24 protein-coding genes are annotated in these 26,337 nt (G+C 58.9%); 16 read left to right on the top strand and 8 right to left on the bottom strand.

Features of this window, described 5'->3' with window-relative positions; all coding sequences use genetic code 11:
* The first annotated feature begins 5 nt into the window (after positions 1–5).
* The 9 genes from JEY66_RS35545 (at position 6) to JEY66_RS35505 (ending at position 7,027) form a co-directional block, all read left to right on the top strand.
* Positions 6–626, top strand: coding sequence for a nodulation protein NolU (locus JEY66_RS35545; protein ID WP_276325804.1), 621 nt, complete (start codon positions 6–8; stop codon positions 624–626).
* Positions 623–1,246, top strand: coding sequence for a type III secretion system stator protein SctL (gene sctL, locus JEY66_RS35540; RefSeq protein WP_016844754.1), 624 nt, complete (start codon positions 623–625; stop codon positions 1,244–1,246). The genes JEY66_RS35545 and sctL overlap by 4 nt, the downstream gene beginning before the upstream one ends.
* Positions 1,243–2,598, top strand: a complete 1,356-nt coding sequence (gene sctN / locus JEY66_RS35535) for a type III secretion system ATPase SctN (RefSeq protein ID WP_026192326.1) — start codon at positions 1,243–1,245, stop codon at positions 2,596–2,598. Before sctL ends, sctN begins: the two co-directional genes overlap by 4 nt.
* On the top strand, positions 2,574–3,110 hold the full coding sequence (locus tag JEY66_RS35530; RefSeq protein WP_018269951.1) for a YscO family type III secretion system apparatus protein: 537 nt from the start codon (positions 2,574–2,576) through the stop codon (positions 3,108–3,110). Before sctN ends, JEY66_RS35530 begins: the two co-directional genes overlap by 25 nt.
* A 113-nt stretch (positions 3,111–3,223) precedes the next feature.
* Positions 3,224–4,225, top strand: a complete 1,002-nt coding sequence (sctQ, locus tag JEY66_RS35525) for a type III secretion system cytoplasmic ring protein SctQ (protein WP_016844751.1) — start codon at positions 3,224–3,226, stop codon at positions 4,223–4,225.
* Positions 4,218–4,883: a type III secretion system export apparatus subunit SctR gene (sctR, locus tag JEY66_RS35520; protein ID WP_016844750.1), complete on the top strand. Its 666-nt coding sequence runs from the start codon at positions 4,218–4,220 to the stop codon at positions 4,881–4,883. Before sctQ ends, sctR begins: the two co-directional genes overlap by 8 nt.
* 2 nt (positions 4,884–4,885) lie before the next feature.
* The gene (locus JEY66_RS35515; RefSeq protein WP_016844749.1) at positions 4,886–5,161 is read left to right on the top strand and encodes an EscS/YscS/HrcS family type III secretion system export apparatus protein; all 276 of its coding nucleotides are present in this window, start codon (positions 4,886–4,888) and stop codon (positions 5,159–5,161) included.
* A 10-nt stretch (positions 5,162–5,171) separates the two neighbouring features.
* Entirely contained in the window at positions 5,172–5,993 is an 822-nt protein-coding gene (gene sctT, locus JEY66_RS35510; protein ID WP_016844748.1) for a type III secretion system export apparatus subunit SctT, read from the top strand.
* Positions 5,990–7,027 carry an EscU/YscU/HrcU family type III secretion system export apparatus switch protein gene (locus tag JEY66_RS35505; protein WP_018269952.1) on the top strand — a complete coding sequence of 346 codons (1,038 nt, stop codon included), beginning with the start codon at positions 5,990–5,992 and terminating at the stop codon, positions 7,025–7,027. The genes sctT and JEY66_RS35505 overlap by 4 nt, the downstream gene beginning before the upstream one ends.
* Positions 7,028–7,155: 128 nt before the next feature.
* On the opposite strand, the gene JEY66_RS35500 is transcribed toward JEY66_RS35505, so the two are convergent.
* Genes JEY66_RS35500 through JEY66_RS35485 form a run of 4 tightly spaced genes read right to left on the bottom strand, consistent with a single transcriptional unit; the run spans position 7,156 to position 10,435 of the window.
* The gene (locus JEY66_RS35500) at positions 7,156–7,821 is read right to left on the bottom strand and encodes a CpaD family pilus assembly lipoprotein (RefSeq protein WP_016844747.1); all 666 of its coding nucleotides are present in this window, start codon (positions 7,819–7,821) and stop codon (positions 7,156–7,158) included.
* Between the two features lie 10 nt (positions 7,822–7,831).
* Positions 7,832–9,286, bottom strand: coding sequence for a type II and III secretion system protein family protein (locus JEY66_RS35495; RefSeq protein WP_016844746.1), 1,455 nt, complete (start codon positions 9,284–9,286; stop codon positions 7,832–7,834).
* A 28-nt stretch (positions 9,287–9,314) separates the two neighbouring features.
* Positions 9,315–10,004, bottom strand: a complete 690-nt coding sequence (locus JEY66_RS35490) for a response regulator (RefSeq protein WP_026192327.1) — start codon at positions 10,002–10,004, stop codon at positions 9,315–9,317.
* A 41-nt stretch (positions 10,005–10,045) separates the two neighbouring features.
* Entirely contained in the window at positions 10,046–10,435 is a 390-nt protein-coding gene (locus tag JEY66_RS35485) for a hypothetical protein (RefSeq protein WP_125459152.1), read from the bottom strand.
* A gap of 895 nt (positions 10,436–11,330) precedes the next feature.
* On the opposite strand from JEY66_RS35485, the gene JEY66_RS35480 reads away from it, so the two are divergent.
* Positions 11,331–11,813 carry a hypothetical protein gene (locus JEY66_RS35480; protein ID WP_155258733.1) on the top strand — a complete coding sequence of 161 codons (483 nt, stop codon included), beginning with the start codon at positions 11,331–11,333 and terminating at the stop codon, positions 11,811–11,813.
* 961 nt (positions 11,814–12,774) lie between these two features.
* Positions 12,775–13,158, top strand: coding sequence for a VirK family protein (locus tag JEY66_RS35475; RefSeq protein WP_225161277.1), 384 nt, complete (start codon positions 12,775–12,777; stop codon positions 13,156–13,158).
* A 360-nt stretch (positions 13,159–13,518) separates the two neighbouring features.
* Here the strand turns inward: JEY66_RS35475 and JEY66_RS35470 are convergent, their stop codons facing one another.
* From JEY66_RS35470 to JEY66_RS35460, 3 genes are read right to left on the bottom strand one after another with little or no spacing between them, the layout of a single operon-like run.
* The gene (locus JEY66_RS35470) at positions 13,519–14,277 is read right to left on the bottom strand and encodes a hypothetical protein (RefSeq protein WP_016844741.1); all 759 of its coding nucleotides are present in this window, start codon (positions 14,275–14,277) and stop codon (positions 13,519–13,521) included.
* A 40-nt stretch (positions 14,278–14,317) separates the two neighbouring features.
* The gene (locus JEY66_RS35465) at positions 14,318–14,971 is read right to left on the bottom strand and encodes a hypothetical protein (protein WP_016844740.1); all 654 of its coding nucleotides are present in this window, start codon (positions 14,969–14,971) and stop codon (positions 14,318–14,320) included.
* The gene (locus JEY66_RS35460) at positions 14,962–15,537 is read right to left on the bottom strand and encodes a hypothetical protein (RefSeq protein ID WP_016844739.1); all 576 of its coding nucleotides are present in this window, start codon (positions 15,535–15,537) and stop codon (positions 14,962–14,964) included. Before JEY66_RS35460 ends, JEY66_RS35465 begins: the two co-directional genes overlap by 10 nt.
* A gap of 810 nt (positions 15,538–16,347) precedes the next feature.
* Between JEY66_RS35460 and JEY66_RS35455 the strand changes: the two genes are divergently transcribed.
* Positions 16,348–17,037 carry a methyltransferase gene (locus tag JEY66_RS35455; protein WP_016844738.1) on the top strand — a complete coding sequence of 230 codons (690 nt, stop codon included), beginning with the start codon at positions 16,348–16,350 and terminating at the stop codon, positions 17,035–17,037.
* A 139-nt stretch (positions 17,038–17,176) separates the two neighbouring features.
* Positions 17,177–18,460 carry an NAD(P)/FAD-dependent oxidoreductase gene (locus JEY66_RS35450; protein WP_016844737.1) on the top strand — a complete coding sequence of 428 codons (1,284 nt, stop codon included), beginning with the start codon at positions 17,177–17,179 and terminating at the stop codon, positions 18,458–18,460.
* A 135-nt stretch (positions 18,461–18,595) separates the two neighbouring features.
* On the opposite strand, the gene JEY66_RS35445 is transcribed toward JEY66_RS35450, so the two are convergent.
* A complete protein-coding gene (locus tag JEY66_RS35445; protein ID WP_225161279.1) occupies positions 18,596–19,126 on the bottom strand; it encodes an SPASM domain-containing protein in 531 nt (176 codons plus the stop codon).
* A gap of 1,366 nt (positions 19,127–20,492) precedes the next feature.
* Here JEY66_RS35445 and JEY66_RS35440 point away from each other — a divergent pair.
* The 3 genes from JEY66_RS35440 to JEY66_RS35430 all read left to right on the top strand — a co-directional run bounded on the left by JEY66_RS35440 (position 20,493) and on the right by JEY66_RS35430 (position 25,159).
* Positions 20,493–21,731: a cytochrome P450 gene (locus tag JEY66_RS35440; RefSeq protein ID WP_026192328.1), complete on the top strand. Its 1,239-nt coding sequence runs from the start codon at positions 20,493–20,495 to the stop codon at positions 21,729–21,731.
* A gap of 237 nt (positions 21,732–21,968) precedes the next feature.
* Positions 21,969–22,310 carry a hypothetical protein gene (locus JEY66_RS35435; RefSeq protein WP_240537172.1) on the top strand — a complete coding sequence of 114 codons (342 nt, stop codon included), beginning with the start codon at positions 21,969–21,971 and terminating at the stop codon, positions 22,308–22,310.
* Between the two features lie 629 nt (positions 22,311–22,939).
* Entirely contained in the window at positions 22,940–25,159 is a 2,220-nt protein-coding gene (locus JEY66_RS35430) for a hypothetical protein (protein ID WP_026192329.1), read from the top strand.
* Positions 25,160–26,337: the final 1,178 nt, after the last annotated feature.

Here is a 26,337-nt window from a genome sequence, read left to right as displayed (position 1 = left end):
TATCAATGTCTTCCACCGAACCCAATCGTTCGTTCACGCTGGCTTCCGATCGATTGCGCGAGCTTGTTGTCTCGATCCACCCAAGCCGTTTTGCTGCCTGTCTTGATCCGCTGCTGTCGCCTGCCACGTTGCTCCGACTACAGCAGAGTTTTAGGCTGCAGCCAAGACTGGCCGCACTGTTGGTCGGCCACGAAGTCGATGTAAGCGGAGCGGGCTGGAACGAGGATCCTTTGCTCGGGCATGATCCGCGGCGGGCTGCCCTGTTCGCCGGCAGTATCTGGCATGCACGCTCCGTCCTGAAGCTGGTTTCAAAGCACGATCTGTCAATTTTGGTCGAAATGATCGGTGCTGAAGCGCATGCTTTCGCCATCCGGCATTTATCCAGTGCGGTCGCAACAACGCCTATTGCCGATCCCGAACGCCTGTCGCGACAGATTGAACACGACGGGCATGCCTGTCTTGGCGCCTGGCTCGACAAGGCTCCAGCGCTCGACCGTATCCGCGTGCTTCTACGCCTGCCCGTTGGGACCGCCGTGGACAATCCGGCGGCTGAGCACCGTTGTGCCGCGGGCCCGCTGCTCTCCTTGGTTATGACCCATTTGCGGGCGGAGGCCACCACGGTATGACAGTCGACGTCCCAGCATTGCCTGTGACCCCGCAGTTCCGCCCGCTTGGACCCCTGATCCCGGCAGCCGAGCTCAAGATCTGGCATGAAGCCGTGGACGCGCGGGCCGCTGCCGAACGGCACCTGCAGCGTGTTCGCAGCTGGGGACGCAAAGCTTATGAGCGGGAACGGTGGCGCGGTCATGCCGAGGGCGTCAAGGCGGGCGCAGAGGAAATGACGCGACTGATTGCGCAGACTGCGTGTGAACTCGCGCAGCGAAAAGCCGTTCTGGAGCAGCAGTTGCCCGAATTGGTCATTGAGATCGTGCGCGATTTGCTTGGCGCCTTTGATCCGGGAGAGATGCTGGTGCGCAGTATTCGTCACGCGATCGAGCAAAAGTACAAGAACACGGAAGTTTGCCTTCACGTATCGCCCTTAAAGGCCGATCTGCTTGCCAGCGAATTCGCAGTTTACAATGGACAGGAGGGCCGGCCCAAGGTCAGGATCGAGCTGGATCCGGCGCTCGCGGCGGACCAATGCGTTTTGTGGAGCGAGTTTGGCAATGTCGACCTCGGACTTGCCGCGCAGCTCCGCGCGCTTCGTTTGGGGTTTGGCTTGCCTTCGCACGAAGGTGAGCCATGACCACGCAACGACCGACCCATAATGCTGCGGCTGAAGAAGGGGCAGTCCACTCCGCACTGTCATCCTTGAGATCTTCCGCTAAGCATATCGACACGCGTGCCGTCCGCGGTCGGATCACGCGGGCGATCGGTACACTGCTCCATGCCGTCCTGCCGGAGGCCCGGGTTGGGGAACTATGCCTCTTGCAGGATCCCCGCAGCGGATGGTCGCTCGAGGCCGAAGTGATCGGTTTGTTGCCGGACGGGGTGTTACTCACGCCGATCGGTGACATGGTCGGCTTGTCCAACCGTGCGGAAGTCGTCACGACCGGGCGAATGCAGGTAGTGTCGGTCGGCCCCGATTTGCTCGGCCGCGTGATCGACAGTTTCGGTCGTCCGCTCGATGGTAAGGGCCCCATAAAGGCTGGCGAAGTGCGCCCGCTGCGTGGTAAGGCGCCTAACCCCATGAAACGACGCGGTATCGAACAGTCTTTTCCGCTCGGCGTTCGTGTCCTGGATGGGCTCCTGACATGTGGAGAAGGCCAGCGGATCGGAATCTATGGAGACGCCGGTTGTGGCAAGTCGACACTGATGTCGCAGATCGTCAAGGGTGCAGCCGCCGACGTCACGATTGTCGCGTTGATCGGCGAACGCGGCCGAGAGGTGCGTGAATTCATCGAGCGCCATCTTGGCGAAGCGCTCCGCCGCTCGGTCGTCGTTGTTGAGACCTCCGACCGTTCGGCCATGGAGCGGGCTCAGTGCGCCCATATGGCGACGGCGCTGGCCGAATATTTTCGTGATCAGGGGCTGCGCGTCGTTCTTATGATGGATTCCTTAACGCGCTTTAGCCGCGCGATGCGCGAAATCGGCCTTGCCGCAGGAGAGCCTCCGACCCGGCGCGGATTTCCGCCGTCCGTCTTTGCACTGCTGCCGGGCCTGTTGGAGCGCGCCGGCATGGGCGAGCATGGCTCCATCACGGCCTTCTATACCGTGCTTGTCGAAGGTGACGGCACGGGCGACCCAATCGCCGAAGAATCTCGCGGCATTCTTGACGGGCACATCATTCTCTCGCGCGCGTTAGCCTCGCGAGAGCATTTTCCGGCAATCGATGTGCTGTCGAGCCGAAGCCGCGTCATGGATGCCATCGTGTCTGTTCAGCATCGCAAGGCCGCTTCCTTGTTCCGTGATCTGCTTTCGCGCTACGCCGAGGCCGAGTTCTTGATCAAGGTCGGCGAATACAAGCAAGGCTCCGATCCGCTGACCGACCGGGCGATCGCCTCGATCGAGGAGTTGCGCACGTTCCTGCGTCAGGGCCAGGACGAAGCATGCAATTTTGGGGAGACGGTGGCATGGATGTCGCGTCTGACCGCATGAACTGTGTTCATGCGTCGAAATTGCGGCTGGTGAAGGACATGAGGGAGCGGAGTGCCCTTCGTGAGCTGTCCAACATGGAAGCCAAGCGCCGCGTCGCAGATGAAGCTGTCGCACAGGCTTGCGAGCGGCTTGCAAATGCCGAAAGACACCGCGCAAGGGTCGAAGCCGAACTCTATCGGCAGATGTTATCGGAGAACGCGATATCCGTCAGCGAACTCGAGCGCCGCCACCATCTTATCATCGGCCGACTCGCAGAGGACATCGCGGCAGCCCAGCGGGTTCTTGACGAGGCGCGCTCCGCTCAAGATCAGGCCGAGACTGCAGTCCGTGAGGCGCGGACGCTTTGGGCCAAACGTTCGGCGGCGTCCCACAAATGGCAAGAGATCGAGCGTGACGTTGAGCGAAGCACCAATGCTCATGTTGAAGCCGCGACGGAAATCGAAGCCGATGATGAGGTGTTGCTTCGCTACCGCAGAGGCGCGTCCGCCCAAAGGGGAGACGAGCCGAGCTGATGGTCGATACTTCTACCTTAACGCCAGCATGCCGTGAGGAGCAGGCGTCGCCTGCGACCCAGAGGCCGGACGGATCGGTGCCATTCAGAGCGCAGCCGATCCTCTCGCATGCTGTGGTCTCGTGGCTCAATGAGATCGCGGTTTTCCGCGGACCTCTGCAAAGCCGTCTCGGCGACAAGCCGCTATCGCTGCGTATAAATCGGCTTGTCTGGCAGGTCGAGCCGACTGAGACATCGATGCTTGATTGTGTCTTTGACGCAGGCGGCGAAATGCTCGTCCTGTCCTTGCCCGTCCCGCTTGCTGAAGCGCTGGTTGCAACCGTACAGAACGGCCTGAGCTTACCTTCCGAGCCGACGCGTTCGCTGGTCCTTGAACTGGCGCTAGAGCCGTTGCTCGCTCCACTGGAGCGACTGATGCAGCGGAATTTGCAGCTTCTGCGCACCGATGAAGCGGCGAAATCAGGTCCATACCTGGAATTCGACGTCGCCTATGGTCAGCTCGCGAGTAAGGTTCGCCTGCTTTTATTCTCGTCTCTTGACGCTCTGGTTCCGCCAGCGTTCAGCGTCCTGGGCGAACTGCTTGGCCGATTGCCGCGACAGACGCCCAAGCTTCATTCTGAACTGCCTGTCATTGTCGCAGGCCAGGTTGGTTCGCTCCGCATCACGATCGGCCTTGTTCGTCAGGCACAGCGAGGCGATGCGCTGCTGCCGGACGCTATTCCGCTTGCTCGAGGCCAGGTCATCCTCACTGCGAGCGCATTGTGGGCTCCTGCCAAGATCGCCGGCGAAAGGCTGGTTCTGCGGGGGCCATTCCGCTCGCAATCCCACCCCCTGAAAAGTGGACACATGACGACACAACCCCAAGCACAACAGCTCCCCTCCGAGGCCGATATCGACAGTCTCGAGATCACGCTCGTATTCGAATGTGGCCGCTGGCCGATGTCGATTGGAACCTTGCGGAGCATCAACGAAGGCCATGTGTTCGAACTCGGCCGTTCGCTTGACGGCCCCGTCGATATTCTTGCCAACGGGCAGCGTATCGGCCGCGGCGATATCGTGCGGATCGGCGAGGAACTTGCCGTCAGGTTACGCGGCAGGCTGACGGTCAATGACTGAGATTCAACCCAGCATCCTGGCGCTTCTTGCGATCACGGTCGGCCTCGGCCTGCTCGCCTTCGCAGTCGTTACAACGACCGCTTTCATAAAGGTCTCCGTTGTGCTTTTCCTGGTGCGCAACGCGCTCGGAACCCAATCGATACCGCCCAACATTGTCCTGTATGGGGCGGCACTGATCCTAACGGTCTTCATCAGCGCGCCGGTGTTTGAGCAGACCTACAACCGCCTGACGGATCCGCAACTCCGCTACCAAACGTTCGATGACTGGGTGACGGCCGCCAAGGAGGGGCAGGAGCCGCTGCGCGCCCATCTGAAGAAGTTCACCAATGAAGAGCAGCGCCGGTTCTTCCTATCGTCGGCCGAACATGTCTGGTCGGAGGAGATGCGCGGCAGTGCCACGGCTGATGATTTTGTGATTCTTGTGCCGTCGTTCCTGATCTCGGAGCTCAAGCGCGGCTTCGAAATCGGCTTTCTTCTCTATCTTCCCTTTATCACCATCGATCTGATCGTCACGACGATTTTAATGGCCATGGGGATGTCGATGGTATCACCGACAGTAATATCTGTTCCATTCAAGCTCTTTCTATTCGTCACCATCGACGGCTGGTCACGTCTCATGCACGGGCTGGTGCTAAGCTACACGACGCCCGGAGGTTGACAATGAACGAAGCCAGCATCCTCATGCACCTGAGCCAATCGCTCGTGCTTTTCATGATCTGGGTTCTGCCGCCGCTCCTCGCAGCCCTGATTTCGGGATTGATCATTGGCCTCATCCAGGCGGCAACCCAGCTCCAGGATCAAACCTTGCCCCTGACGGTGAAGCTTCTGGTCGTCGTCGCCGTGCTCGCCGGCTTCTCTCCTGTGCTCAGTGCTCCGCTCATCGAACAGGCCGAGCGCATTTTCAGCGAGTTTCCTGCACTCACCGCAAGATACTAGCGGGACCTGGATGGCTGGCCTTTCACCCACCGATGCGCACGCTCTCGTCCAGGGCGGCATCGAACTTGCCGCGGCAACCGGCCTAAGCGCGGCCCGCGCCTTAGGCATCATGCTTGTGCTTCCCGTTTTTACGCGGCCGCGTATCAGCGGCCTGATTCGGGGCAGTCTGACGATTGCGATCGGACTACCGTGCCTCCCGCAGATCAAGCTCGGCCTGGAGGCGCTCGACCCGAACACGCGTCTGGTCAGCGTCGCCATGCTCGGCTTGAAGGAGGTCTTCGTCGGCCTTCTGCTCGGCATCCTGCTCAGTATTCCCCTATGGAGCATCCAGGCGGTCGGCGACATCATCGATACCCAGCGAGGAATCTCGAGCCAGGTTGCGGCAGAAGATCCTGCAACGCACAGCCAGGCGTCGGGAACCGGGCTTTTTCTCGGTGTCACTGCGGTCACGATCTTCGTTCTGGTCGGCGGCCTTCAGACCATGGTGAGCAGCCTTTATGGCAGCTATCTGATCTGGCCCGTGTATCGGTTCCTGCCTGCGGTCACGGCACAAGGGGCAATGGAATGCCTCGCCCTTCTCGATCATATCATGCTGACGACGCTATTGGTCGCCGGGCCCGTGCTGGCCCTGCTGCTGCTGATCGACGTGTCGGTCATGATGCTCGGCCGCTTTGCATCCCAGCTAAAGCTGAACGATCTTTCGCCTACGATCAAGAATGTCGCCTTCGGCGTCATCATGGTCAGCTACACCGTCTATCTCCTCGAATATGCGGGAGCTGAAATCCTGACGTCGAACAACGTACTCGAGCATTTCAAGAAGCTCTTGAAATGAGCGGCACGAGCGAGGAGAAAAAGCTTCCTCCGACACCCAAGAAGCTGCGCGATGCACGCAAGAAGGGGCAGAGCGCGCGCAGTGCGGATTTGGTGAGCGGGGTCAGCGCCTGCGCCGGTCTTTCCTGTCTGTGGTGGAGAGCGGGAGCGATCGAAGACAAGTGGCATGAAACGGTCCGGCTGATCGACAAACTGCAGGAGCAGCCTTTCACGAGCGCCGTTCCGCAGGCGCTCAGCGGCTTACTGGAACTTTCGATCGCAACGGTCGGGCCTTTACTCGCGGCGGCCGTGGCAGCTGCCCTTCTGGCTAATGTTCTGGCCAATGGCGGCTTCATGATTGCTTTGGAGCCACTCAAACCGAAACTTGAGAAACTGGATCCCATCAAGGGCTTGACGCGGATCGCATCGAAACGATCGGCCATCGAGCTTGGCAAGACTCTGGTTAAGGTGGTGCTCCTCGGGACGTGCTTTTTCTTCACCGTGACCGCTAGCTGGAAAGCGTTGGTGTATTTGCCGGTCTGTGGCATGGGCTGTTTCGGATTGGTCTTCACCGAGGTCAAGCTGCTGGCCGGGATTGCGGGCGGGGCGTTTCTCGTCGGCGGATTGACTGATCTTCTGATCCAGCGCTGGTTGTTCCTGCAGGAGATGCGCATGACCGAAACCGAGGCCAAGCGCGAGAACAAGGAACAGCAAGGCAATCCGCAAGTGAAACGCGAACATCGGCGTCTGCGCCAGGAGTCCGCGAACGAGGCTCCCCTTGGCGTTCATCGCGCCAACCTGATCCTAACGGGATCCACAACCCTGGTTGGGCTGCGCTATGTTCGCGGCGAAACCGGCGTGCCGATCCTGGTCTGCCGTGGCGAGAGCGAAACTGCTTCCAAACTGCTTGGCGAGGCGCGCGCGCTGGGCCTCAAGGTTGTGGATGACGACGTCCTGGCGCGACAGCTGCTCGGCACAGCAAAGCTCGGCAACCCGGTTCCTTCGCAATATTTCGAGGCGGTCGCAAAAGCGCTTTACGCTGGCGGCCTGGTCTAGAGTGCTTCCGGGCGAAGCGGGTCCCGGTTCGCGTGAAGAAACGCGCCAGAGCGAAAATCTATAGAGACCCGTTCTAATTCAATCGGAACGAAAAAACCCTGGATCATCTTGACGGTGGCGCCAGCCCCTCATCGAGGGGGCTGTACGTCCCTCGTCGTCGCCGCGGGGGCTTCCGGTGTTGCCCTGTTGCTCCCTCCATCTTCCTCTTTGCTCTTGTTGGGCGGGGCAAAGGTGCCGTAGCTGGCAAGAGGACTAGCGGCGCGATCGCCACTACTTGTCATGACAGATCGATTGTCCAGCAAGTCGATCGGATCGTTGACCATGACTGCCAGATTGTTTCTGGTCGAGCAGCCAAGGGTCGGATCGAATGAATTGTCGTTTACCGCAGGTCCGACGATGGAAAGAGATGGACAAACGGGAGGATGGGCCTCAAAGGTGATGGCCTCGATCCGCACCCCGAAGCGGGCGGGCAGATCGATCGGGGAGGCGGCCAGGCGGATGTTATAGGGGGCGATGCCCATGGCACGGGCCTCGTGGGCCACTTGTGCAATGAGCCGGGGTGAGCCGGTGACATCAATATGGAGTGCATCCCGGCGACCGCCACTGGCATGCGCAATGAAATTCCGCAGCCGATGCCTTTCAGAGCCACGAAGGCTCTGCAAGAACAAGACGCTGCTCTTCTGTTCCACCTGGATCGCCTGCTCAGCCGGCTCGGAACGGACCGAAGCACTATTTGCGCATCCACCCAACGTTGCCGCCATAACGATCAAATGGCACAGATGTCGCAGAGTCATTTGACGATCCTCATTCGATGATAAAGCCGGCGCTGCCGGTCAATCCTGGTGCGCTGGTGCGGGGCGCATCGCGGTCTTTTGGCGGTCGCGCCAGCGTATTCGTCAAAATGCGGCCCGCGTCCGACGGCGGTGCGATGCGATCGCTCGGCGCACTCATCCGGCTCGGGTTCGATCCGGGCCGCACGATGTAAGGCGTGACGATAATGACAAGTTCGGTTTCTCGCTTTTGAAACGATGAGGAGCGAAACAGCGCGCCGAGGATCGGCACGTCGCCGAGCCAGGGAAATTCACCGATGTCGTTGTTGAAGTTGCGCCTAATCAGTCCGCCGATTGCAAAGCTCTGACCGCTGGCGAGCTCGACCACGGTGCTGGCCCGCCGCGTCGAGAGGGCAGGGACTTCCATGCCATTGATCTTGACTTGGCCTTCGCTCGACAGTTCGCTGACTTCGGGCTTCACACGGACATTGATCTGATTATTGTTGAGAACCGTCGGAACGAATTCGAGGCTCACGCCGAACTGGCGGAATTGAACCGAAACCTGGCGATTATCCTGCATCACAGGAATGGGGAATTCGCCGCCGGCCAGGAAGCTTGCGGACTCGCCGGACATCGCCGTCAGATTCGGCTCAGCCAGGATCGAGGCGAGGTGTTCGCTGGCGAGCGCGTCGAGAACAGCGCTGAGATTGGTATTGCCGGCGCTGAACCCGATACCGATCGTGCCGCCGCCGCCGGCGGCGCCAGACCCGCCATCTTTGCCGCTGATCAGAAAAGCGCCGTTCGGGCTGGATGCGGTGAAATGGATATTGAGATCCTTGACGGCGCTGCGGGAGACTTCTGCGACCCGTACGCTGAGATTCACCTGCAACGACCCGGCGACCTGGATCTTGTTGACGACCAGTGACCCGGCCCCAAGAAACTGCTCGGTAACTTTCTTGGCGGTCTCGACGACTTCGGCATTGGGCGCCGTACCGCTTAGGATAGCGCCGCGTGGGGTATAGCTCACGTGGATCGGATAGTCGCCAACCTCGGCTCGAAGCGTTGCTCGCAGGTCCTCGATCGGCTGTGTAACGACCACGCGCAGCTCGGCGAGAGCCTCGCCGTTTTCGTTCAGGGCAAAGAGGCTGGTCCGTCCGGATTTCTTGCCAAACACGAAGATCGTCGTGTTCGACGGTGCCTGATAATCCGCAATCGTCGGGTCAGCAACAAAGATGCTGGTCGCCGCAGCGGTCAGATGAACTGTCTTGCCCTGTGAAGAAGTCAGGTTCAGCGTGCCGGAGGTGCCGCCCGGCGCCGCGCGTGGCGGTTCTCCTTTGCCATCCCGCTTGATCTCGGCTGCCGCAGCAGATGAAAACAGCATAGCAAATCCGCACAGGACGTAGCAGAGGCGAGATAAACCGGCAGAGCGCGACGCGCTGGCGACCATCGACGGCTCATCGGTGCCGGCAGCATTGTAAATGACCTTCAAGGGATTGTTGCTTTCGAGTTCGATTTAATCAGGCAGCCGAGGCTGCCTCAATGAGTTCAAGGGTGTAACCGACGCCGCGCGCGGTCTTGATCCTGAGCGTCGCACCCGACTGGCTCAAATGCGTGCGCAGGCGATAGATCCCGACTTCCAGCGCATTGGTCGAGACCTCATCGTCGAACGCGTACAGGCTGTCCTCCAGTGATGCGCGCGGCACGGTGCGGCCGGCACGGTTGAGCAAATGTTCAAGAATGCACACTTCGCGGCGGGCAATCTTCAGTATCCGACCACCGACCGCGACTTGCCTCGCAATGGGGTCGAAGTGCAGATTGCCGAATGTCACGAGCGGCGCCGTCATTTGCGTCGACCGCCGCAGAATGGCCCGCATGCGTGCGATGAGTTCCTCGGTCGATACGGGTTTGGGGAGGAAATCGTCCGCGCCCGCATTGAAGATCGCAATCCGCCGGCCGAGATCGTTGAGACTGCTCATCATAATGGCCGGCATCGAGCGTCCCTCGCGCCGCAGCTGCTTCAGCCAATCCAAGCCGTCTCCATCGGGCAGAACCAATTCGAGCAAAAGAATGTGATAGTTGGCGCAATCCAGCGCGGCCGCCGCCTCATCCAGCGTGCGTGTCACGTCAACTGCGAACCCGCAATAGGGGAGCGCTTCCTTCACAGCACGGGCAAAGTCCGCATGATGATCAACCAGGAGAATTCGCATTTCATCGCCTCTCGTCCATACACGCCAAGACCTTAAGCGCGTCACGGTTGACCAAGAGGTTCGACGAAACTGACAGACGTCCGCCTTGGCGTGAGCGCCAAAGTGCGGCAGCGACGAAGCGGAGCGTGGTGGCGGGCGATCAATCCCGGTGACATACTTATCATGAGATTGAAAAATGCGATGACCCGACGGTGACTGCATACGTCGCCGGCGATGCCGAGCGGGCCCTTTATGCCGGGAAGAGATGCAAAATCATTCACGAGGCCGCAAGCGGTTGCAGCAGATTGGCGGATCTGAGCATTGATCGCAGAGATGTCTGCACGCACTGAGTAGCCGTCTTCGATCGTGATGGCGTTAGAGCGCGCAATCGAAGCCAATACCCAGGAGCGAGCCGATGGATTTGTGGCTGAACAGCCTGGCGAAACCGACATTGTTGGAACTCCCCACCACTTCCACCTTGCCCCGGCCCCGCGGTCAATCTTGCTATGCTGTCGAGCCTGTGGCGTCGCCAAGTCCCGATGAGGCAAGGTGTTCCGCGTGAATGACAATTTCAGGCCACGCATCTGGACGATGCCTCCGGCGCAGCGATGTACGACGAACAGATCGATGTGCCTTCCGACTACTGAGAAAACCGCTCCCTAGCCGGTGATAGACATGCAGGGCGCCAACGATCCCGATGTTTTGCCGCGTCCAATGCTGCGCCCCATCGACAAGTCGTGAATGAGGGGCAGATAGGGGCGCTGCTTGTCGGGGTTAGGACGCCTCTGATCGAGGTCATTGCGCCAGCTGCATCTCATCTTGGATGAGCGGCGGCGGAATGATCGAAGCTCGAGTTTTTGGTTGCGTGGTGCACGGACAGTGCGAGGTAAACAGAGCCTGCTTTCGGCCCGAATGCTAGATCCTGATCCGGCTGCAACAGGGGTCGCACTGATTCCTTCGCGCTGCACGTAAGCGGTGTTGAGAACACGCCGTCGACAGGAGTGATCGATCCGTGTGACCGAGCGAAGTGGTGTGGCGTTGAGTTTGAGAGACGTTCGCAATTCTTGCTACCTGTCGGGAAGTGTTCGCGCGAGCGCGGTTGTGTGTCGCGAGGTTGTCGGAAATCCTACAATCTGACGTTGGGTGAGATTCAAGTGTCTTTAACAATTGGTTACAACGTACCCTCAAACTTGTGCGCGTCTTGAGGCGACAGCGAGGCAGTCTGGACACGGTCACAGCTTTGAGGATCTCTGTCGGTCTTACTTTCTCCAACGTCGTGAGCATCTCGTCTCTCCAAATTCTATGACGCGCAGTCTGACCTGCAACGATGGCATGAGGCAGCCATACTTGCTGCGCGTTAAGGGCGAAGCCGTTGCGCGCGTAAGCGTGCGATTGCCGGATCGCCTCACACGTGGCGATTGGCAGGCTGACTTTGGCTGGCCGCAAGAAGCGTTGATCTGGCGCGTGATCTTCTGGATGCAGACGCGCGATTGCCGAAGTGGAATTGACCGGCAAGGGATTGGACAGAGAATCGATTGTCACACCACATTCCTGAATGCTGCCTCCAAAGATCGCAACCGACTATGGGGGCTTCATGCAGGATCGGCAAAATCAATTGTTTTGATGGAACGCATTCAAAAGGCGGATAGGCGTAGAGCGGCTGCGCGGCTTGCCGTGTTTGATGCGGCGTTTACTGCGCTTGACGGTCTTCAAAACGCGCGTCCCGTATTTCGCCGAAGGCGTTCTCCGGCTCACGACACGGGTTCGGTCTCGGGCACGAACGCGGCGACCGGATCGATGTCAGGCAATAGCCGAAGCCCGCCCGAATGAGTGACGTCAAAGATCAATTTGGAAGGGCAGGTCGAAATGGGCACCACGCGTCGGACCTCAAGTCATCTAGCTGCTGCTCAAAGCTTGCTTGATGCTAGGACCTGTGTGCCGGCGCGTCGGTGTGTGCGCTCAGCTCGTCTGGCTGCCGGTCCACGCGGTGAGGCTGCTTCAGGACGCCGTGAGCCTCAAAGGGAGTATCTGCGGGATTCCGTGGATCAACATTCATTCTTCTTCCATCTCCCCTCGAGTGCCGGCCGTTGGCATGGAGTTTTGCAGGTGCAGCTTTCGAGAAGCTGACGGACCAGGAAGGAAGCCAGTATCCGTTTGAGGGGTGCCGGATGAATTCAGTTCAGTGAGGTGAGCGGTCAGCCAGACAGAAGCCACGCAAAGCGATATATTTGAAGTCGACACTGCTTTGTGCCATCTGGCGTTCCTGTTTTCGACGAGGGCGAGATCGGGTGTCTTGACTGAGCTTGTTCGCCCAGCCACCCATTGTCGGCCATCCCCGCGGGCAGAGAGTCCTACCAGGTCTCAACGTGGACAAGCTGGCAGATGCGGTTGGTCGAAGTCTTCTTTCGGAAATCGCCCGCTTAGGCGCATTTGGGGCCGCTCGGTCATATCGGCCTCCGTTGGATTGGCGCGACCGGTTGCCGTTTGTAGTTCTAGGCGGCCGGCGGTCGATCGAATCGTTCCAGCGATGTCGTACGAGCTCAGGCCACTTTAGTAAACCTGACCTACGAGGTTGTGACGTCGGAATGGCCGTCACAACCACTTGTGCTTGGTCGCGACAGGTTGTTTTTGTCGCAGGGCGCGGCGTGCTTGATGTCTGGAATCCGCCAAACGGCTTGCGAGGACGACGTCTTGCAGCGTGCGATCTTTGGTACTTATCGAGGGAGATGAGCATATGAAGTGTACTGGCAAAGGGCTGACGATCCTGTTGTCCCTGCTTTCGGCCGCAAGCATGAGCACGATGGCGAGAGCCGACGAGCCTTCGCCAAAATACACGGAGGTGCTCAATGCCCTGCAGACCGGAAAGAACGTGAAGCTCATCCTGGACATGAGCCGCTGTGCCAACGCGGAGGGTAGCAAGCCTGCGTCGGCGACGCAGGCCGGTCTGGTCATCAATGCCTTCAGGGTGACGCCCCAGAACGGCATCAGCTTCGCCAATGCGCACCAAACGGTGGACAGCGCGGGACATGCCGTCACCGAGTACATCCGCCATAGCCTCAGCCGCGAAGGCAAGCTCACGGTGCGGGCCTCGAAGCTTGTCGTCGGGACCACCGAACTTGTGCACCAGGGCGAATTCATCTGCGACCTGCCTGATGGCGCGAAGTTCATCTGGTAAGAAGAGCACGGCGCAGGACCCCACTTCGAAGCTGTTTCCTTAACCGCGTGGATGCTTCACCGAGCATGGCACGATAATATAGATCGTGAAGACGGCCGGATTGTCTCTGACCGTCTTTCGTCTGGGCGTCCGAGTTGCACGAAGGTGCGCCAGTTCGCTCAAAGGCGCCATATGAGGGCTGACGATCCTCATCGGATCTTTGTGATCGGAGGATCGCCAGTGCCGGCTATGCTGGTATGATCAGGAGCCAAGGGCCCTCATCAAACCAAAAACCGGGTCGCCAAAGTACGTTCGCATCCTTGTCCGCGACCCTAGTGAGACATTCTTTCCAATCCGAATGGTCCACCGGCCGGTGATGATTCACGTTTGATCGTCGGCCAAGCCATGGTCTTGTAGCGCGTTCGCATCTTGTATCCCGATGGTTCTCGGGTCTGCTCGGCTGAAAGTGCCGTCGCTGCCGAATGCGACGACAACGTGATAGATACATCGCCGACGAGCCCCTTGTTTAGCCAAATAGCGGCCGATGGAAGAGAAGAACGCGGCCTCCAGGTAGGCTTTCGGCTGTGTACGGTTTGGCGCCAGCGCCGAAGGGGCGTCCTCGCGCCATTCGAAAGGTGCGGGTGCATCAAACCCTGGCGCAGGACCGACGTCGATACCCGGGGAAGCCCTCCCCACCGCACGCGTCGCTTCGCCCAGCAAAGCGGGCCGAGGGTGGTGAATGAGTTGAACGTCGTTGGGTCCTCCCGGTCCCAACATGGCCGTGTAGCGTTCGCCGCCGATCTCGTAGTTCATGACCGGATATTCCGCAACAGGCAAGAAGTCCCACTTGCCCAACGTGGATAGCATCATGTCAGGAGCCAGCTGGGTGCGATGCGAGAAGTCCTTGGGAACGGCAAACGACACATCGAACGTATCGCCGACAGCGGGAGACCGCAGATGGATGAGCTGAACATCATTGGGCCCTCGCGGTCCCAACACGCCCGTATAGCCTTCACCGCGAATATCGTAGGTCTTTACCCACTGTGCTGCATCGGGCAACAGACCCCATCGACCCAGCTTGGAGCGCATCATATCCGGCGCAGGCTGGGTGCCGTGGGAGAAGTCCTCGGGAACGGCCAAAGAAGCATCAAAGCTGTCGCTGGCTGGAAAGGACGTCCGCTCAAGTGGTCTGGGCCGCAGCGCCTTGGTCCATCATCCGTCCAAAATAGTTTTCAGGGACGAAATTCGGCCGCGGGCTGGGTCGCCAGGTCACGGCATCGAAAAGCTCCTCCTGGAGGAAACTTTGCACGGGCGATGAAGTCGCCGAGTGCATTCGTTGCCAACCGGTCACGGCATCGAAAAGTTCTTCCTGAGTGAAACTTGGCGCGGGCGATGAAGTCGCTGAACGCATTTGCTGCGAAAGCAATGGTGCATCGAAGCCAGGAGCTGAAAGCTCGCTGCTCTGCTCCGCGGTATCGAAAAGCTCATCCTGGGCCACACTATGTATCGGAGAATGAGGGGCTAAACTTGGCTCGTGCCAAACCTGCAGAGTATTGAAACCATCAGCCGGTAGTGAGGCGTCGCGATCCGCAGCGCTCCCCAAGCGCTGTTCATCGACCGGCCGCATGGGCAAAGGAGAGGGCGGTTGAATGACCTGCCGCGAACTGCCTCCTTCTGCGCCCAAATTACCCCGCCCGACGATCGCGCGATAGTCGCGGAGAGCGTTCAAGGCGGCGATGAGCGTCTTGTCATTTCGAAACAAACGGACTGCGTGGCCGAGCAGTTTGTCATCGCTGAGCTTGGCAATGGACGACGGGCGGAGCGCTACCGCCAACTTCCGCAGCCCGCTCGCATAGCCCCCGGCCTTTTTCTCGCCGATCTGTCGACCAAAACGTGCCTCGGCAGCCTCCCTGATGAGACGCTCATCTTCCCTGGAAGGACGATAATGTGTTCTGAGGGGGAGAGCGTCTGCGTCAGGCTCGCGGTACCGACTGACCATTGACAATGCGGGGCGATCACCTTGTCGTTCGGCAGCAGCTTTCTAGCGTGTCCGAGCAACGCATTGTCATCGAGGCCAGAAATTGATTTGCCATCCTGCTTCAGCGCTTCAGCCAATTTGCGAAGCCGACGATCATAAATACTGACGGTGGTAGGCCTCGGCGGTAAATCTCGCTTGAGAGCAGCGCCGGATGCCGCCTGGATGAGGCGATCGTCCTCCTCGGTGACATCATAAAGCTCTCTATGGGAATATATGGGGTCGGCCCCTGGCGCGTCCAGCAGGTGCTGCTCGAACTCCGCTTGCGGCTGTTGCGGTTGTTCCGCGGCCGCATTGGATGCAGCCGAATCATGATCAGCTTGGTTGATAGTGCTCAATCGGTCCATGATCTCGTCCGCCAGCATAGCTCTGTGGTTCCTCGCTACTGATGTTAACTTTCCAAAACCTGACGTGACTTCCCGTCAGGTAGAGTGAACGAGGTCCGGAAAGTGTCTGCTCCGAGGCGCTGCAGCGCGGATCGCAGACACAAAGAGGGGATTGTGATAAAAGTGGGCGCGGGTTGAGGAGTTGAGCTGCAACAAGGGTATGCCGCTCCATTGATGATCGCCTCCTTATCTCGATTCAGGCGATCGGCGCTATGATGGCGAAGGCCGGTATGGCGTCGGCGAGTTTTCGATCGTCGGAGGCAAGCGCAGGGTGAAATATCGCTTTTTCTTAAATCAGCTAGATAGCCATTGGGGCGGCATCAAATCGTGAATTGTGCGAAATCTTGTCTATTCCTGACGAGCTCTCGTCGAAGTTTCCAGGTCGCAACTTCTGATTTCCGGTCAACCTGCCGTGAGAATAGCTGCGAGAATAGCCGCAACACGAAGCCATTCGTACGCCAACTTGGTCATACGTGTTCGGAGTCCGACACCGCCGGAGACAATCGTCGGGGCGGCAGAACATCAGAGCTGCCGGCAGTCGTTCTCCAAGGAAAATCAGAAGCCGAGCGCTTTGAATTCCGATGGCACGGCCGTTGCTTATTGAGAGGCAATGACAGTCGGCGAAGGCGCAAAGCGCATTCAGACACGTTGGGACAAACCTGCCCGAAACTCTTTAAACCGGTAGGCCCTGTACAGTGCAACAGCAGGCGCACTTGCTCAATAGGGCGTTCCATCGATTGGATGGCAGGACGATGAGGCAAAGCGCGCGCCAGGGAACTGGAGATTTGAATGACTGCCCCCAAAGCCATATCGGCGCGGCGCCAAACGACCGATGTAGACGCTATGATCGCGGATCTGCGGTCATGCGAACACCCGCACGACGTGGAAGTGTGCGGTATGCTCTTGCACATTCTCCCCGGCGTTCTGTCGCCACGCCTAAGTCACGCTCCCGACGCCTTGATATCGAAGTGGCACATCCAATCTGGAGCAACAGTATGGGATTTGGGATGCGGATCAGGCGTCCTGGGGCTGGCGGCACTTCGCGCTGGGGCAGAACACCTGGTGGCTCTCGATATCAATCCGCAAGCCGTTCTCACCACAAAGTTAAACATCGAGCGGTTAGGTCATTCCAAGCAGGCAGAAGCGCGCCTCAGTGACATCTATTCTGCGCTGCAGCCTGAAGAAAAGTTCGACCGTATTTTGTTTGCCGCCCCGTACTGGAACCGAAAAGCAAGGGACGATTTGGAGCGCTCCTGCTTTGACGAAGATCACAGCGCCATGGCCTCAGCTCTCGGCGGAGCGCATAATTGGCTCAACGCCAACGGCCTGATGTATGTCGTCTTTTCTGATCAGGGAGATATTGGGCGCGTCTTGAACTTGATCGATAATAGTAACCTGCGTGTTAGAAATATGCATATTTTCCGACCATCGATTCATGGCGGGCATATCCGGATCATCTGGGAGCTCACGATTCGATGAAGCCTCTTCGGCTCCTGGATCCGCCAAGCGCTGCTGCTGGTCAAACTGCTAAAGTACCGGTTCACGACTCGTTCGGATCGGTAGTTCGATAGCGAAGACCGCCGGCCGAGTTTGATGCGTTGCAGAACGAGTTCGTCGGATGCAAGGCAATCGCAAGTCGCACGGCTTATGGGAGCTCACGGCGCCGGCGCCGCCGTATACCGGTCCTCTCGTGGGTGATTTGCAAGCCGATGTCGTTGTGATTGGCGGTGGATATACTGGACTCTCTGCGGCTATCCGCCTCGCGGAGGGCGGCGTGCGCGTCATTCTGCTGGAGGCATCCGAAATTGGATTCGGTGGTTCCGGGCGCAACGTCGGGCTCGTCAATGCGGGTATGTGGGTCATGCCCGACACGCTCTCAGACACGCTCGGCTCCCCGTTTGGAGAGCGGCTCATCGAATTACTGGGTGGAGGACCGCAGGAGGTTTTTGCACTGATCGAGAGATATGGGATCGACTGTGAAGTTGAGCGCGCGGGGACCCTGCATTGCGCGGTCGGCCGCAGGGGCTTGGAGGAAATCCAGATTCGTGCCGAACAGTGGCAGAAACGCGGCGCTCCGGTCGCGGTGCTTGATGCGAAGGAGACGCGCAGAAAGATTGGCGGTGGCAACTATACCGGCGCGCTGCTCGATACGCGCGCCGGTACAATACAGCCACTGGCCTATGCGCGCGGCTTGGCGCGCGTTGCGCTTGCGGCGGGCGCGAGGATATTCGCGCAGACTGAAGTCCTCACAGTCCACGAAATGGGGTTGCGCTGGAGGGTCGGCACGGCAATGGGATCTGTGTGTGCTGAGTGGGTAATCGTCGCTACCGACGCCTACGGCAAAAGACCTTGGTTGCGGATTCAGCGAGAGCAGATCCGTCTACCTTACTTCAATTTGGCAACGCGGCCCTTACCAGATCGTCTCAGGACCTCAATCTTGCCCGAACGACAAGGGGCATGGGACACCCACGAGGTCCTTTCCTCGTTTCGCTTCGATCAGTCCGGCCGTCTGGTGTTCGGCAGCGTTGGCGCTCTAGAGGGTATCGGCACCTTGGTTCACCGAGCCTGGGCGGTCAGGTCGCTACGTAGGCTGTTTCCGCAGCTCGGCGACGTCGAGTTCGAAGCCGGCTGGTTCGGGATGATCGGGATGACTTCCGACCACCTGCCGCGCTTTCACAAGCTCGACCGTAACCTCGTGTCCTTCGGCGGTTACAACGGGCGCGGGATTGCACCTGGGACCGTCCTCGGCCGGGTGTTGGCGTCCTACGTTCTCGGCCGCCTTGCGGAAGAGGACCTACCACTTCCAGCTGCGCCGGTTGAATATCGGCGGTTTCGTGCCGCCCGTGAGGCCCTCTACAGCGCAGGCTCTCAACTGGTTCACCTCACTGAGGCGCGGCTCTGATCCGCCTCGTGTCAATCGCATATCCGATCCGGCGGTTTCCATCGGTTTGGCCGTTCCCGGCACGTGGCGAGCGAATTGGCATCGGTCGCGTTCTTCAGAGAGAATCTTGACATCCACACTCGTGCAGGCCGGCCGTCACGTCTGTTGGTCGGCATCCATATAACATCCCGACGTCTGCGGGTGAGCAAACTCGCACATCCTGCAGAGCAGAAAGCCATCCATTCCGTTCATGCGATCGGCGATTTCGTGAAAAATTGGGCTTTCGAAGAGATATGCGTATTCGTCGCGCAAAAGATTGCCCAGGACATGACGCCGCTCAAAATCCATCCCGCACAGAGTAACGTCGCCGTTTGGTAGAAGGACATTCCGATGTTGTTGTTTGCCAATACACGTCAAGGGTCCGACGACGGGCTGTCGCGGTTTGATGATATTCGACTCTAGACGTCCTCGGCTGTTACTCAGCGGACGCAAGCGCTGCAGCGCTTTTGCGGGAATGGTGTCGGCGAGGTCCGGATGGACTTTGCCCAGGACAACGAATCGAATCGAGGGAATGTTCGCCTCGACGAGTCGGCGCATGACATTGAGATAGGACTTTCCGACGAGCCGGCTGTTCATATAAGTGCCGTCATCAGGAACGTGGACGATGAAAGCCCTGAACTGCAGCATTTGCAAGCGCCGAATGTCACTCCCGTTCATTCCGACGAGGGTCGTGAAAATTCGGATCTGATGCCCACGTGCGTAAGCATGCTCAACCATCCTGGTGCATTTCGGATGGAGCCAAGGCTCCGAGTAGCCGGCAAAACTGATCTCGGTAGTCCTCGGCACGCGTGCAAGACACCGCTCGAAATCCTGAAGACCTAGGTACTTCGCTTGAGACACGGGTCTTTGCCGATCAGCGAACTTGTCTTGGTGGCAATAAGTACACCGGACGATGCATCCTGCGGTCGTCGTTATCTCCAATACCCGGCGACCAGGATTGGCAGCGCGTAAGTTTTGTAACACCATGGGATATGCCGTCATTCTGTCTGGTCCTTTCAGGCGCCGGAGCAAGAAATTGCGAGAGGGAGCGCAGCGTTCGATGAGCAGCCGCTTGCTTTGCTCCTCACGGATTGCAAATACAGGATATGCAGGTTGGCGAAATGACCTAGACCAAGCTCCTATCTCGTCGCTAACAATGCTCCGAGCTCGGCCACGCCTACCGAAGCCTGGATAGGCCTGGCGTGCCAACTCGGCTCTCTATGCGTTGGCCGTCGCGTAGCACCGCTGGCTGTTACTTACATCTTCGTTCCGAGTCAGCGCCACGCCAGATGCTGGGCTCGGTGTTCTCGCTAGAATGGTCTGCGGAGATGCTTCCGCAGCCGTAGCGATGCGGAACCGGCGCCGGATCCGCCCAAGCGGCACATCCTAAGGCTTTCCGATGGCAGCGCAGGTTCTGAAACATCTTTCTATTTGTCGCGCAAGCGATTGCGCTCGCGAACTGTTTGGGCGCCATCAATGCGATGGACAAGCGGTCGAGCATCGCAAGCTCTTGGCGGCGATAGTTCCTATTCCCGTTAGATGGCAAGTTGCTGGTCAGGATGATGAATGAAGCACGCTTGTTGCCATGTTGAGAACCAAATTGGCCTTTCTCGGCGGAGCGGTGCTAACTGATTTCGTCGACGACGATCAGCGTGGGTCGTGGTCACCGCACGATCCCGCGGCCAATATGCGGCCGCGGGGAGCCGAAAACGTCGTATCTGGCACCTAGTGGCTCACATTGCGCTGTTCGGTGGCGCGAGCAGCGATCTAGCTGGCATTGGGCGACGCCTGTGTAGCGAGGATTGTTCTCATCAATCCACTGGGGCAAATCGAGTTAGAAAGTCAACGCCATCCTTACCTGCCGGAACTGGTAGGGGTGACTGCCCGCGCTTTAGGATACTCTGTTGGGGCGACGATCCGCTCGCAACAAAACGTCACGGCAGCTCGAAACGATGGATCGCGACCTGTGGATCCGCAAGCTCTCAAGAGAGCAAAATCTGCGGAGGCGATCGTGATAACGCAATTGGTAGACTACAGAACCGACGGCGCGTTTAAGATCCCGCTGAGCAATCTGGACGTAAGCGAAGCCAAGCGCTTTCAAGATGATAGCATATGGGGTTATTTCGAGCGGCTGCGAAGGGAAGATCCCGTTCACTACTGCCAGGATAGCCCCTATGGTCCATATTGGTCCATAACGAAATACCGCGATATCGTAGAGGTAGATACTAATCACAAGATATTCTCGTCGGAGCAAGGCGTCACTATTGTCGACGTGCCTGACAGGCACTGGACGCAGAGTTTCATCAAGATGGGTCCGCCTAAGCATCGCGAGCAGCGTGATACTGTAAGTCCGATAGTCGCGCCGGAAAACTTGACGAAACTCGAGAGCTTGATCCGTCGTCGCGTCAGGACGATTCTGGACGGCTTGCCGCGCAACAATGACTTCAATTGGGTGGATAGGGTCTCCATCGAATTGACGACGCAGATGCTTGCCACGCTATTCGACTTTCCATTTGAGGATCGGCGTCTGCTGACCTATTGGTCGGACGTAGCTGTTGCAATGCCCAGAACTGGCCAGCCGATCGATAGCTGGGACAAGCGAAGTGCGATCTTGTCCGAGTGCCTGGATTATTTCACAGGCCTTTGGAACGAGCGCATCAATGCCGAGCCACGGATGGACCTGATTTCCATGATGGCGCACTCGCCTGCAACTCGACACGTGGAGCCGAGTGAGTTTCTTGGAAATCTGATTCTGCTGATCGTCGGTGGGAATGACACCACGCGCAATTCGATTACCGGCGGCCTCCTGTTCATGAACCAGCACCCCTCCGAGCTGCGAAAGCTACGCGATAATCCGAAACTTGTCTCGAGCGCCGTGTCCGAGATTATTCGTTATCAAACGCCCATCGCACATATGCGCCGCAACGCCGCGGCCGATAGCATCGTCGGTGGGAAACAAGTCAGGAAGGGCGACAAGGTCGTCATGTGGTACATCTCAGGAAACCGCGACGATGAAGTCATCGAGAACGCCGAGCGCTTCGTCATCGACCGCAGGAACGTGCGGCAACATCTTTCGTTCGGATTTGGGATCCATCGCTGCGTTGGTCGACATCTTGCGGAGCTGCAGCTGAAAATCCTCTGGGAGGAGATTTTGAAGGCACGACTGGAAGTCGAGGTTGTCGGCGAACCCGAGCGAATTGCGTCGAACTTTGTGCACGGTTATTCCGCTCTTCCTGTGCGGATTGCAGCCTAGGCTTCGATCCCTCGAATCTGGCGACCGGCCCCGGGGTGCGGCTTGGTCGGCGCGAAACAATCGCTGCATGTTGAGATCCGGTCTGCAATTGGGCAGGCTTTGAGACGCCTGCGAGCAGCGATAAGTAGCGACGCATAATCCACTGGCACCTCCAAGAGGCAAGATCACCGATACCTCCGAGTGTTCATCTGCGGCGCTGACTTGGATAGTTGGAATCAAGGGCCGATGAGCTTGACAGTGAAGATTGTAGCAGTGGCCGCGATTTTCGTTGGAGAAGCGCTTTCGATAATCGCGGAGTTGATTGCCTCAAGGCAGTTTGGCAAGGCCGGCGGGGATGTCACAATGCTCCTGCCGATGTTTGTGCTGATATCCGTCGGTGGCGTCCTGCTCGTCTTCGGATACGCGCTGGGCTACATGCATCTCAAGAATATCTGGATCATTGTCGCGATTTCAGTCGGAGCTATTCTGGTCGTGGAGCCAGTTCTCGCCTTTATACTTTTTCGTGATGTGCCGACGGCCGGTTCGCTGGTCGGGTTGACGCTCGGTGCGCTTGGCACGGTCGTTGCCATTTTTTTATGAGCGTTGCTCAACGGGCTCGGATGGGCGGGAGCTGCGAAGGAGTCCCTCAATATGGGTTCTGCTCGATCCGAAGGTGAATACAGATAATGCGATTTTGATCGAAGATTTAGACCTATTTAAATTGTGTGCGACCGTGGGTGTGCAGGTTCTTGGATTTAAGACTCGTATCTCCTCCTCGATGATGGGACGTACGGCGGCCGAAGGTCTCTCCCCCTCGACAAAGTCGGGGGATGCACCTCGCCGCAATGATCAAGCCGTTTCAAGATGCTGGCATTCTCGTGGCGGCTCTCCGCTATTCGAGATAGCCCGCCAAGTCCGTGCAGACGAACGCGACGCTGGATAGTGTCTTGCCCCGTCGCATCTGCCGCGGCTTGTCAGTATGGATTTTGGCGGGATCACGCCGAAGCAACGTTACGGTGCGGTCATGCACTGCAGCGGATGATCCCCGATTTGATGCGCTCATCCGCTGCATCGCTGCCTGTTGCAGCACTGGCAGCCTCGATGAACCGGAGCCCACGGTGATCCGGCCATTTTCTGTGTAGCCCGGAAAGAGCTGTTCGTCAGCTGCCCGTCAGCCAAGCTGTCTAATCAGACAGGCTGCGCATTCTCGATTCGATCGGAGATTGGATATGACGGGCATTGGCCGAGCTGGCAAATCGCACGTTGAGCCTGCAGAAGCTGATAGCATGTGGGGATCGGGCGGGGAGCCTGGACCGGTCTCCGGAGAAGCCAGGCAATCGTTCGATTCCGTCGTGGAGCGGATGCACTCCAGGTCTCAAGATGGAATGGCGCCGCTCGTCGGCGAGCCGCCGGCTTCGGATGTGGCTGTCCCGACGAGAGACGAGGTCAGAGCAGCGCAGAAAAAAATGCGCGGCCTACTTGTGGCCTTTGTTGGTGCTTCTAAAACGGCGGCCGGCCAAGCGCGGAACCGGTCGGAGGCGCAGGACCTGATTGATCAAGTCGTCAAGGCGGGCTCGGAAGTTCTGGACTATTATGCGAGCTTCCCTCCCGACGTGGCACGCAGCCTTCTTTCCGACGATCAGGCTTGCGGAGTCAGAGTCGAGACTCTTGCTGCGGGGGACCAATGCAACGCCGTGGCTACCTCGATTGTCTACGACCTGGAGGCCGGTAGAGAGAAAGCCGCAGCCGTGCTCGAGCAGCTGCGCAAAGCCAACGCTGCGCCCGCCCAGCTAAGCCGAGCGGTGTCGACCGTGGCGAAGCACTACATGGCCTGCATGGAGTGGTGGGGAAAGAAGGCATTGCGCTCGGAACGGATGCAGTCCGTCTGCGTGGCCACCGCCAGCTTGCCGGGGTCCACGCCCGAGATGCTACGCCTGCATACCGGCTGGGCACTTTTTACGAAGTGCACGTATCTGCAATCGCGGATCGCTCTCGCGCGGCTCCTGATCGAATCGCGGGCGAGCACGCTCGAACCAGCGCTGAGTAACGCCCTCATCGGTGAGGACGGGCGGATGCGTCTGCTCGGGACCTTCATCAACGATGTTGTTCCGGCATTCGCGTCGACGGGCGAAGCCGTTCTGTACAACCGCGGAGCGGCGCTCGACGCGGAGCACAGCACCGTTTTGGAAGGGGTCATGGAACGGCTTTCTGAATTTGCGTCGGGGGTGCACGGCATCGTCGCTGGGCTGAGGGATGCTGGAATGGGGGCGGACACTCCATTGGACCTGTTGGACCAGATCGAGGAAGCTGCCTGGGTCACCGCAAACGACGTCACGCGGTTTTTGGCGGTGCAGCCAAAGACACCCGCCGTGATCGAGCCGCCCGCCAACTGGATACCGGAAAATACCGGCGCAGTGTCTGAGGGCCAGGCTGCGCGCAAGAAGGGAAAAAGCAAGCGCACACCGGCGGCAGGTGAGGGGAGTTCGGCGGCCGGTCTACGCGAGGCGCAGGTCGCCAGGCCCGACGCTGCTTCGGCTCCGACAGGTAAGGTCATCGTTCTCTCGGATCTGGGCACCAAGAAGCTTGCGACCCCGGAAGAGGCGGCACGCGCAAAGGAATCATCGTCAACGGCCGGCCAGGAAATGTGGCGTGCTCCGCCCTCCAGGAAAGCGCTGAACGGATTGCTCAATAGATTGGACGAGCTGCTGCAGTTCGATCTTCCAGCGCAGCAAAGCGCCGTCTCGCAAACGCGCCAAATGAAGCCCGAGGATGCCGGCCACATCGTGGATCTCGTCGTTAAGCGCCTTCAGACGCAAGCCGCCGAGATCGAGGCCTGTGTAGCGGCGCTAGAGGAACCTCGCCGACGTGGCCTGCTTACGCCTGCGCAGGTGCCTGAAGTGCACGAAAAAATAGTCCGGCTCAAGGCGATGTGGTCCGAGGTGCAGGGACAGGCAAATTCTTTGAACGCGCGGAAGGCTGCGATCACGATGGATTGCATGAAGACGTACGCCTTTCCGTCGCAGAAGTACCTTGAATACCTGCGGGCGGCCGATGAGTTGACGTCTGCCGATCCGCCGCGTGCGTTGAAGGGGGAGCCAGGCACGCTGTTCGAGATCAAGCTGCAGCCCAGGGCACTGAGCAATGGTGCGATGCCGGATCCGGTGTGGGTGCACATCCATACGAAGAGGCCGGTATATGTCTCGCAATTGGCGACGCTGGATGGCGCCGAGTTCGCTGCTTGCCACGTGAAGTCCAATGAACAGCGCGGCTACAATCGGCTCTGGCAGAATGCTCGAGCTGCAATGGGACACGAAGACGTGTTGATCCACCGCGGCAGGCTTGCGCCGGCGTTCTGCAAGTCCTTGTTCAGCAGAGGTGGCGGCCAGCCATGGTATCCCCGTCTTGAGGCGGAGTTCGGCTCGATGCAACTCGCTCGACACGGGATGTAGTGCGCGTATCTGGCGAGGAAGTGCCGCTTGGGCTGCGCTGAGTAGTGGTTCGGCTGGCTGAAGCCGGTGAATCTCAAGCGATTTCCGAGTGATCGGCGTTCCGCGAGAACGCACACCGTGGGCCGGTTTGACGAATCGAATTGACGATGCACAATAAGGTGGGCCTGTCCGTTTGCTACCCCCGGATGTGGCCACGACGGTCCCAGCATCGGCCTCCATGGCCCCCAGAAGGTGCTGGGACCTGTTCGTTCTGCACTCTCGATCGGGTGAATAGTTCGTTTCTCGCTTGCCGGATTCTCACGTAGGCCGCGCTCTCGTTTGTTCTTTGTCGCGCTGGCCGGGCTATCCCGCTCATTCTGGTTGGTAACCCGTCGAAGTTGAGGCAGAAACGACGGATCGCGCGCAGAGATTGACATGCAGATCTGCGCTGCAAGATCTGTACTCGGCGTCTGCCGCATCGCCTGGACCCGCTCCTCAAAGATTTTCCCACGGTTCGCAAATCGCACCTGATTCAATGGTCGAACGGCTGTTCCATCGTGGTCTCCTGCCGGATTCGGACCAGCCGACGATGACCTGTGAATCCAAGGTCACCGCTACACGGCCGGTTTCGATGGTTCCAATTGCGTTCGTCTTGTTCATAACCCTGCGGAGGACCAAGTGGGGTTGGGGCAGGCCGGGCGAGACTTCGGAGCCTTATTCACGGAGAACCGGCGCTTCGGAACGCCGCTACCACGCCAATGGGCGACACCTGCTCTCATGGATAAGTTGCGCGAAGAAGGTTTCATGCCGACCGCAAACACCCCCAAAACAATCCAGCTTAACGGAAGAACCTACCAAGCCGAGTTGGCCGAAGGAGGGTTCGTTAAGCTTACGCGGGTATGAGACGCAACCCGACTGTGACCGATCGCGCGCTGGGCTAGAACCCTGCGATCGCTTCGGTTGTTGTTGCCGACATAGGCAATTCATCGCTCTGCAGCGAGTTGCTCGCGCCGCCAGTGGGTACGCATCGTCGGACCCCTGGCAGGCAGCGAGACGCCGATCGAGGCGATTGCGGTAAGCTGCGTCGTTGCGCAAGGCCGGCGTCGAGCATCCCTCGACAATGCTTCAACATTGCTCTCAGCTGACGGCAAGACAGTCGCAACCGCGTCGCTCCCTAGGCGATGTGCGAATGACCAGCG

This window comes from Bradyrhizobium elkanii USDA 76 (genome assembly GCF_023278185.1).
GTDB lineage: Bacteria > Pseudomonadota > Alphaproteobacteria > Rhizobiales > Xanthobacteraceae > Bradyrhizobium > Bradyrhizobium elkanii.
This window is presented reverse-complemented; position numbering and strand designations above follow the sequence as displayed.